The sequence below is a fragment of the Terrabacter aeriphilus genome (assembly GCF_039542985.1).
GTDB lineage: Bacteria > Actinomycetota > Actinomycetes > Actinomycetales > Dermatophilaceae > Terrabacter > Terrabacter aeriphilus.
This window is the reverse complement of sequence record NZ_BAABIW010000011.1, coordinates 237431-245881: the sequence shown is the minus strand read 5'-3', so window position 1 is coordinate 245881 and position 8451 is coordinate 237431. Positions and strand designations below refer to the sequence as shown.

General features: G+C 72.7%; 8 protein-coding genes. 1 reads left to right on the top strand and 7 read right to left on the bottom strand.

Features of this window, described 5'->3' with window-relative positions; genetic code table 11:
* The coding region (locus ABD979_RS09050; RefSeq protein WP_345507136.1) for an HNH endonuclease signature motif containing protein at nucleotides 1–1020 on the top strand (1020 nt) is incomplete at its 5' end.
* A gap of 128 nt (nucleotides 1021–1148) precedes the next feature.
* On the opposite strand, the gene ABD979_RS09045 is transcribed toward ABD979_RS09050, so the two are convergent.
* The 7 genes from ABD979_RS09045 to ABD979_RS09015 form a co-directional block, all read right to left on the bottom strand.
* Nucleotides 1149–1508: a hypothetical protein gene (locus ABD979_RS09045; protein ID WP_345507135.1), complete on the bottom strand. Its 360-nt coding sequence runs from the start codon at nucleotides 1506–1508 to the stop codon at nucleotides 1149–1151.
* 512 nt (nucleotides 1509–2020) lie between these two features.
* Nucleotides 2021–2803 (bottom strand): FAD:protein FMN transferase, encoded by a 783-nt coding sequence (locus ABD979_RS09040; RefSeq protein ID WP_425583944.1) that lies wholly within the window; start codon nucleotides 2801–2803, stop codon nucleotides 2021–2023.
* 62 nt (nucleotides 2804–2865) lie between these two features.
* Nucleotides 2866–3435 carry an FMN-binding protein gene (locus ABD979_RS09035; protein ID WP_345507133.1) on the bottom strand — a complete coding sequence of 190 codons (570 nt, stop codon included), beginning with the start codon at nucleotides 3433–3435 and terminating at the stop codon, nucleotides 2866–2868.
* 30 nt (nucleotides 3436–3465) lie between these two features.
* Nucleotides 3466–4884 carry a ferredoxin reductase family protein gene (locus ABD979_RS09030; RefSeq protein ID WP_345507132.1) on the bottom strand — a complete coding sequence of 473 codons (1419 nt, stop codon included), beginning with the start codon at nucleotides 4882–4884 and terminating at the stop codon, nucleotides 3466–3468.
* A 164-nt stretch (nucleotides 4885–5048) separates the two neighbouring features.
* Nucleotides 5049–5831, bottom strand: coding sequence for a TSUP family transporter (locus ABD979_RS09025; RefSeq protein WP_345507131.1), 783 nt, complete (start codon nucleotides 5829–5831; stop codon nucleotides 5049–5051).
* Nucleotides 5828–6631, bottom strand: a complete 804-nt coding sequence (locus tag ABD979_RS09020) for an HAD family hydrolase (protein ID WP_345507130.1) — start codon at nucleotides 6629–6631, stop codon at nucleotides 5828–5830. The genes ABD979_RS09025 and ABD979_RS09020 overlap by 4 nt, the downstream gene beginning before the upstream one ends.
* Nucleotides 6628–8406, bottom strand: coding sequence for a proline--tRNA ligase (locus ABD979_RS09015; protein WP_345507129.1), 1779 nt, complete (start codon nucleotides 8404–8406; stop codon nucleotides 6628–6630). Before ABD979_RS09015 ends, ABD979_RS09020 begins: the two co-directional genes overlap by 4 nt.
* Nucleotides 8407–8451: the final 45 nt, after the last annotated feature.

Sequence of the window (8451 nt, the reverse complement as noted above, 5' to 3'; positions counted from 1 at the left end):
GGCCAGGCCCGCGCCTTCACCACCGTCGCCGCCGCCTTCGCCGACACCACCAACCACGCCGACACCACCGGCACAGCAGGCGGCCGGTGGGCGCGGCTGCGCATGCTCGTCACCACCGGCCTGGTCACCGTCGCCAAGGCCGCCCAGATCATCGACTTCCACACCCGCACCGCCCCCGTCGCCGACCCCGACGACCTCACCACCGCCCTGGCCGACCTCACCGAGCACGCCACCCGACTACGCCCCGAAGAGCTCGCCCAGCTCGTGCGCCACCACACCGAGCAGATCCGTCCACCCCGCGACGAGGACGACGGCAGCCGCGACCGGGGCCGCCGCAACGCCCGCGGGCTCTGGTTCGACCACCCCACCCGTACTGGCATGGTCGGCATGCGCGCGACCCTCGACCCCGAGGCGGCCGCCATCCTGCACGCCGCCATCGACCCCCTCTCTGCGCCAGCCCCGACCACCGACGAGCACGGACACACCGAGCCGGACGAGCGCACCGCCGCCCACCGCCGACTCGATGCCCTCACGACCATCGTCCAGCGCGGCGTGGCCGCAGCCGACGGGGTGCCCGTCACCGACAAGGCCAAGGTCGTCGTCATCCTCGACTACGAGACCCTGACCGGTCAGGCCGCCGGCGCGGCGCGGACCCTCACCGGTCAGGTCCTCTCTGCCGGCGTGGCGCGCCGCCTCGCCTGCGACGCCGGGATCATCCCCGCCGTCCTCGGCGGCGAGAGCCATCCCCTCGACCTCGGCCGCACCCGTCGCCTCTTCACCCCCACCCAGCGCCTCGCCCTGGCACTGCGTGACAAGGGCTGTACCTACCCTGGGTGCAGCGTGCCTGCCACCTGGTGCGACGCGCACCACGTCACCCACTGGGCGCACGAGGGCGCCACCACCACCGACAACGGCGCCCTGCTCTGTGCCCGGCACCACACCACCGTGCACGAGCTCGACCTCGACGCCACGATCACCCCGCGCGGGGTGGTCTGGCACGTCGGCCCGGGACATCCCTGACGACCGCGCCCTGCACCCCGCCCCTCCGGACGGGGTCGCAGGTGCGTCGAGACGCGGGCGGGCCGACCGGATGGTTCGGCTGAGCCGGGCTCGCGGGCGGGAGTCGGGAGCGTCGGGGGCGCCCGCGCTCAGCCGGGCTGCACCGACCAGGCCAGGTCGAGGTGGGCCCGGAGCGCCGAGCGGGCCGCAGCCGCGAGAGCGGCGAGGCGGGCGCCGCGGACGCGGGCCAGCTCGGCCTCACCGCGCCGCACGGCGTCGATGACGCACAGGACGGCCGACTCGAGGCGCATGAGGCCGACCGTGCACGACGAGACGCGCAGGCTCAGCAGGACGTCCATGGCCGCGACCTCGTCGCGGCTCTCGAGTGCGGTCTCGGTGCGCGAGAGGCGCGAGTCGAGCATCCGGAGGTAGGTGTTGGCGATCGAGCGGGCCAGGTCCTCGCTCTCGAGCTCACAGGCGAGCCGGGCGAGCGCCAGCGGGTCGAGCACGCACGTGGACGGGTGGGAGCATCCGCTGCATCCCACGCACACGGTGTCCGGCGCTGCTTCGAGACCCACCGCCGACTCAGCGGCCACGAGCGGTGGCATGGCGCACCGCGCTGCCGCCCGGTCGCACCGCGCGAGCTGCGCGATCGCCTGGGCGGCGGGGTCCGGACGAACTGGCCGGGCCCGGGGCGGACGCACCTCCCACCAGGTGGCCCGCCCCGGCCCAGTTTCCTCCCCCCACCGGAGTCCTCGAGGTGGCCCGCCGACCGGGGAGGGCGCCAACGCCGCGCATCGTCACCGCAGGGTCGATGGTGATGCTGCTGGTCATGGCGCTCCTTCCCCGGATCGGCGGGCCCTCGCCCGAAGGTCTCTGTGTCCAGCAGGCCCAGCCCCCCAGCCGTTCCTGCTGCTGAGGAAGACTCTGCTCCGCCAAGCGCAAGACGCACGACCCGCAGGGCGCAGGTTTCCCGCAAGAAAGGTGCAAGCCCGATCGGCGACGCTCCGGGGTCGCTCCGCTACAGCGCCGTGGCCCGGTAGTCGGTCGCCGACGCGGCGAACGCCTCCTGGGTCGCCGGACCCCCGACGAAGAGCGCGGTCGCCCAGATGTCGGCCCAGAGGAGCGTCGGGCCGGTCACGGTCACCGATCCCGGTCGGCCCACCAGCTCGCCGGCCGCCGGGTCGTAGAGGTGCGCGCCACGGGCGGCCGTACCAGACGTCGCGACCGCGCCGCGAGACAGGGTGAGCGTCGTGGCGATGCGGGAGCGGTCGGACGGGTCCTCGACCCCGACGCGCCACGAGATCTCGCCGGGCCCGCTCGACGGCAGGTCGGGGTGCGCACCGACGAGGATGTCGCCGCCGGCGTTGATGCAGAACGAGATGTCGCGCAGCGCGGTGAGCGGCGCGGAGGCGAGATCGACCGCCCACCCCTTGACGAGGCCCGTCGGGTCGAAGGCGAGATCTCCCTCGCCGGTCGGCAGCAGCGTCGTGAACGCGCCCCGGGTCAGCACCTCGGCCTCCTGCCCGATGCGCAACGACTCCTCCACGAGCGGGCTGCACTGCGTGATGCCGACCTCCTCCCGGCGCAGCCGCATGAGGTCCGAGTCCGGCCGGTACGTCGAGAACACGGAGTCCATCTCGCGCAGCACCCGGAACGCCTCTGCGACGGCCTGCTGCGCCGGCACCTCGTCGACGCCGGTGCCCCGCAGGTGGATGCTGACGGGCATCCCCATGATGTGCTCCACCCAGGCCCGTCGCTGGGGCGGGCCCGCTGCCGGGTCCGTGCTCGACACCGCATCCATCCTGCGCTCCTTCACGGCCTGAGCCGTCGCGGTCGGCGTCGGCTTCGCGTTCACGGCCGACCTCACAGGTTGGCCTGGTCGATGGCGGACTGCAGCGACTGCGTGTAGCCCTCCCAGGTGTACGTGGCGCCGGAGACCACGTCGATCTGGGCGGACTGCGCGTCGACGGCCTCCTGGTTGTAGACGGGCACCGCCTGCGAGTTGATCATCTGGTCGTGCCGGTCGTTCCACGGCACCTGGAGGACGTCGGCACCCGTGATCTTGCCGTTCTCGACGGTGATCTGCACCTGCACGTTGCCGAAGCGCGTCATCACGGCGTCACCGGCATACGTCTTGGCGGCGCTCGACGTCCCCGAGCCGGAGGGGCTCGAGACGCTCGAGCCGGACGAGCCGGACGAGCCGCTCGAGCCGGACGCGCTGGCGTCGGCAGCCGGATCCTGGCCCGCGGAGTCGGAGGAGGACGCGGACGAGGAGCCCGAGGCCGACCCGGTGCTCTCCGAGGTCTTGCTCGTCGTCGTCACCTGGCGCGTCTCCGCGGCCACGACGGGTGCGGAGCTGCGGGAGGTGCTGTAGCTGAAGAGGAGGACGAGCACGGTCACCGTGCTCATGGTCCAGAGGACGATGCGTCGCATGGAAGGCTCGTTTCGGTTCTGTTCGAGGGGTCAGTAGGTGAAGCGCTCGGAGTGGATCGCGTCGGCCGGCACGCCTGCCTCGTGGGCGGCGGCGGCCACGGCGTCCATCCAGCGGGGGTGGCCGCAGACATAGACGTCGCGCTCGGCGATGTCGGGCACGATGCGGGTCAGGGCCTCGGCGTCGCCGAGGTGGCTCGAGTCGACGGGCAGCCAGCTCGTCCGGTCGCGGTTGCGGTGCCCGACGACCGCGACCACGCGCCCGCCCTTGGCCCGCGCGAGGTCGAGCAGCTCGTCGGCGAGCACGATGTCGGCCTGGCTGCCGACGCGGTAGATGACGACGACGCCGTCAGGCGATGCCGGCAGCTCCTCGAGGATGGCGCGGAGCGGCGTGATGCCGATGCCGGCGCCCACGAGCACCGTCTTGGCCCGCGTGCGGACCCCCGTGTGCAGGCGTCCGTAGGGGCCCTCGAGGAGCACCCGCGTGCCGGGCCGGAGGGCGGCGAGCCGCGCGCTCGAGTCGCCGACGGCCTCGGCCGTGACGCGCAGCGTCCGACCGTCCGGTGCGGCCGAGAGGGAGTAGGGGTTGGCCCGGGTCCATCCCGGCCCGTCGAGGAAGCGCCACTGGAAGAACTGGCCGGCCCGCACGGGCAGCCGGTCGAGCCGGCGGCCCGTCATGACGACCGAGGTGACGGTGGGCGACTCGGCGACGACCTCCGACACGACGAGGCGGTGCCGGAGCGACCGGACCACGGGCAGCACGACCCGGTAGGCCAGCACGGCGGCGAGCGACGCGGCATACAGGCCCCACCAGAAGACGGTGGCGACGACGTTGCTCCGGAAGTCCTGCCCGGTCCAGAGCTGGTGCGGCAGCGCCAGTCCCGCGCCGAGGTAGGCGTAGAGGTGGAGCAGGTGCCAGGACTCGTAACGCAGCCGGGCCCGCGCCTTCTTGACCGACGTGACGACGACCATGACGAGGGCGACGGTCCCGGCGAGCGCGAGGAGCATGCCGGGCGAGTGCAGCACCTGGTCGACGAAGGTGGCGACGACCCCGAGGTCGGTGCCGGCGCTGTAGCCGACCGTCACGAGCACGATGTGCACGACCATGAGGTTGAACGAGGTGAACCCGACGAGGCGGTGCACGCGAGCCAGCTCGTCCTGCCCCCAGGCCTGCTCGACGATCGGGATGCGGGCCATGAGGAGCACCTGCTGGAGCATCAGCACGGATGCGAGCAGCCCGCTCAGGCGACCGACGTTGGTCACGCCCTCGCCGAGCGAGCCGAAGGCGCTCAGCCCACCGCCGGCGACCCACAGGGCGACGACGAAGAGGATCGTCGCCCAGGCGAACACGGCGGTGGCGTCACGCCACCAGGCGGGCGTCGGGCGGACGGCGTGGCGCTGCGCGGCCGGCACCGAGAGGTCGCGGCTCTCGGGGAGGGCGAGTGAGGTCATGGCACTCAGGCTCGCGACGCACCCTGTGGGTGTGCTGTGCCCGTCGGATGGCACGCGTGTGAGTCAACGCGCCAGAGAGTCGTCGTGCCGGTGGCACGTCGTGCCGGTGGGACGTCGTGCCGGTGGGACGTCGTGCCGGTGGTCGATCCAGCGTCCGGGACCGGTCAGGGCCACCAGCCGAGCAGGCTCCCGCTGATCTTGACGACGAAGGCGCCGACGACGACCACGAAGACGATCCGGACGAAGCCGCTGCCCCGGGCCACGGCGGTGCGGGCACCGACGTAGCCGCCGAGCAGGTTCGTCGCGGCGATGACGAGGCCGACCTTGAGCAGCACGAGCCCCATGGGGGCGAACACCGTGAGCGCGCCGAGGTTCGTGGCGAAGTTGGCGATCTTCGCCTTGGCGCTCGCCTCGAGGAACGTGTAGCCGAGCAGCCCGACGAGGGCGAAGACGAGGAAGCTCCCCGTGCCCGGCCCGAGCGCCCCGTCGTAGCCACCCACGACGAAGCCGGTCACCATCGCCAGCGCCGTGTGCCGCGCACCGTGGAAGCGCCGGAGCGACTCGGTGCCGAGGTCGGGCTTGAGCAGCGTGTAGGCCCCGACGACCACGAGCAGCACGAGGATGATCGGGTTGAAGGCCGACTTGGGGATGTGCAGCCCGATGAAGGCACCGCCGATCGAGCCGACGTAGGCGACGGCCGCCATCGGCAGCGCGGTGCGCAGGTCGGGCCGCACCCGGCGGTAGAAGGTGACCGAGCTCGTCGCGGTGCCGAAGATCGAGCCGAACTTGTTCGTCGCGAGCAGCTGCGCCGGGCTGGCGCCGGGCAGGCCGACGAGGAGGGCCGGCAGCTGCACGAGCCCTCCCCCACCGACGACGGCGTCGATCCAGCCGGCGACGAACGCGGCCGCGCCGAGGAAGGCCAGCGTGGTGACCGTCGGGTCGGTCACGCCCCGTCGCCCGCGGCAGCCGCGTCCCGCGCGGTCGCCTCGTGGTTCCACAGCGCCACGATGCCGGCGACGTCGAGCAGCTCGTCGGCGACGGCGTCCGGTCGCGCCTCCACGGCGGTGCGCTGGTTGGTCGGGATGTCGGAGTGCGGCACGAGGATGGCGCGCATCCCGACCTGCTGCGGGCCGTGCACGTCCTCGAACATGCGGTCGCCGACGTAGACCGCACGTTCCGGCGCGACCCCGAGGGCGTCGCACACCGCGTGGAAGGCGTCGGGGTGCGGCTTCACGACGTGGATCTCGGAGGAGTAGACGTCGGCGTCGAGCAGGTCGAGCACCCCGTCACGAGCGAAGACCTCGCGGTGGTAGTCCCGGGTCCAGATGGTGTTGGACAGCACCCCGATCCGGAGCCCCTTGCGCCGCAACGACTCCCAGAGCGGTCGCACCTGCTCGTCGGTGTGCGTGTGCGGCTCCCAGAAGCGCTGGTACGCCGCGAGGGCCAGGTGGTGCCGGTCGTGCTCGGGGTCGACGCCGGCGGCATCGAGGATCTCGGCGAGCGACGCGCTCTCGTGCGTCGCCCGTCCGCGCTTCCAGGCACGATCCTCCGCCTCGTGGATGCGCAGCGCGAGCGAGTCCGCCTCGGCGAGGTCCTCGGCCGGCATCGCGGGGTCCTCGACGGGGAGCCCGTGCACGGTGCGGGCGAAGACCCGCCACTGCTGGGGCAGGTCGACCTCGTGCCACGGGGTCAGGGTGCCGCCCCAGTCGAAGACGACGGCCTCGACCGGCTGGCTTCCGGACGTCACGAGCGCTCGACCTCCGCCGTGACCTCGGCGGTCAGGGCGGCGACGGCGTCGTCGACCGCGACCTCGCGGCGCTCCCCCGTGCGACGGTCCTTGATCTCGACGGTGCCGTCGGCCAGGCCGCGACCGATGACGAGGATCGTCGGCACGCCGATGAGCTCGGAGTCCTTGAACTTCACGCCGGGGCTGACGCCCTTGCGGTCGTCGACGAGGACGGTGAGGCCCTGCACCTCGAGCTCGCGGGCGATCTCCTCGGCCTTGACGAAGAGCGCCTCGTCCTTGCCGGCGGCCACGATGTGCACGTCGGCGGGCGCCAGCTCGCGCGGCCACACGATGCCGGACTCGTCGTGGTTGCCCTCGACGACGCAGGCCACGGCGCGCGAGACGCCGACGCCGTAGGAGCCCATGACGACGGTGACGAGCTTGCCGTTCTGGTCGAGCACCTTGAGGTCGAGCGCCTGGGCGTACTTCGTGCCGAGCTGGAAGACGTGCCCCATCTCGATCCCGCGGGCGGTCGAGAGCGTGTGGTCGCACGTCGGGCAGGCATCGCCCTCGCGCACCTCGGCGGCCTCGATGGTGCCGTCGGCGGTGAAGTCCCGGCCGGCGACGAGGTCGATGACGTGCTGGCCGGCCACGTTCGCGCCGGTGACCCACCGGGTGCCCTCGGCCACGCGCGGGTCGAGCAGGTAGCGGATGCCGCTCGTGCCCTCGAGCCCGAGCGCCCCGGGCCCGATGTAGCCCTTGACGAGCGCCGGGTTCGCCGCGAAGTCGGCCTCGGTGAAGGCCTCGACCTCGGCCGGCTCGACCTGCGCGCCGAGCCGCTTCTCGTCGACCTCGCGGTCGCCGGGCACGCCGATCGCGAGCGGCTCACGGGTGCCGTCGGGGTGCACGAGCACGACGATGACGTTCTTGAGCGTGTCGCCGGCCGTCCACGCGCGGTCCCCGCGCGGGAAGTGCTCGTCGAGGTGCGCGACGAGGGTCTCGATCGTCGGGGTGTCGGGGGTGTCCTCGGCGTGCGCCGCCGCGGTGCCCTCCCAGCCGACGGGGTCGGGCGCCGGCACGCGCACGGCCTCGACGTTGGCGGCATACCCGCAGCTCGTGCAGTGCACGTAGGTGTCCTCACCGACCTCGGCGGTCGCGAGGAACTCCTCGCTCTTGCTGCCGCCCATGGCTCCCGCCATCGCCTCGACGATGACGTAGTGGAAGCCGAGGCGGTCGAAGATGCGGACATAGGCCTCGCGGTGCAGCTGGTAGCTCTTCTCGAGGCCCGCGGCGTCGACGTCGAAGGAGTAGCTGTCCTTCATGACGAACTCGCGGCCGCGGAGCACTCCGGCGCGCGGACGCGCCTCGTCGCGGTACTTCGTCTGGATCTGGTAGATCGAGAGCGGGAGGTCCTTGTACGAGCTGTAGAGGTCCTTGACCGTGAGGGTGAACATCTCCTCGTGGGTCGGGCCGAGCAGGTGGTCGGCGCCCTTGCGGTCCTGCAGGCGGAAGATGTTGTCGCCGTACTCGGTCCAGCGGCCGGTCGCCTCGAAGGGCTCCTTCGGCAGCAGCGCGGGGAAGAGCAGCTCCTGGGCGCCGATGGCGTCCATCTCCTCGCGGACGATCTTCTCGACGTTGCGCAGCACCCGCAGGCCGAGGGGCAGCCAGGTGTAGACGCCGGGGCTGACGCGGCGCACGTAGCCGGCGCGCACGAGCAGGCGGTGGCTCGGGACCTCTGCGTCCGCCGGGTCCTCACGAAGGGTTCGCAGGAACAGGGACGACATGTGCAGGGCCACCGGGACTCCTCGTGTGGTGCAGGGTGCAGCCCCCGCGCTCGGGAG